Source organism: Pantoea sp. OVA07A, assembly GCF_019969975.1.
Taxonomy (GTDB): domain Bacteria; phylum Pseudomonadota; class Gammaproteobacteria; order Enterobacterales; family Enterobacteriaceae; genus Pantoea; species Pantoea agglomerans.
Map to the genome: position 1 here is coordinate 1 of NZ_JAHXYM010000032.1, position 270 is coordinate 270.

1 rRNA gene is annotated in these 270 nt (G+C 56.7%); it reads left to right on the plus strand.

The annotated features are described in order from the left end of the window. A 16S ribosomal RNA gene (locus LC417_RS22350) occupies nt 1-270 on the plus strand; the annotation flags it as partial.

Genomic DNA, 270 nt, shown 5'->3' on the forward strand with positions numbered 1-270 from the left:
GGTCCAGACTCCTACGGGAGGCAGCAGTGGGGAATATTGCACAATGGGCGCAAGCCTGATGCAGCCATGCCGCGTGTATGAAGAAGGCCTTCGGGTTGTAAAGTACTTTCAGCGGGGAGGAAGGCGACGGGGTTAATAACCCTGTCGATTGACGTTACCCGCAGAAGAAGCACCGGCTAACTCCGTGCCAGCAGCCGCGGTAATACGGAGGGTGCAAGCGTTAATCGGAATTACTGGGCGTAAAGCGCACGCAGGCGGTCTGTTAAGTCA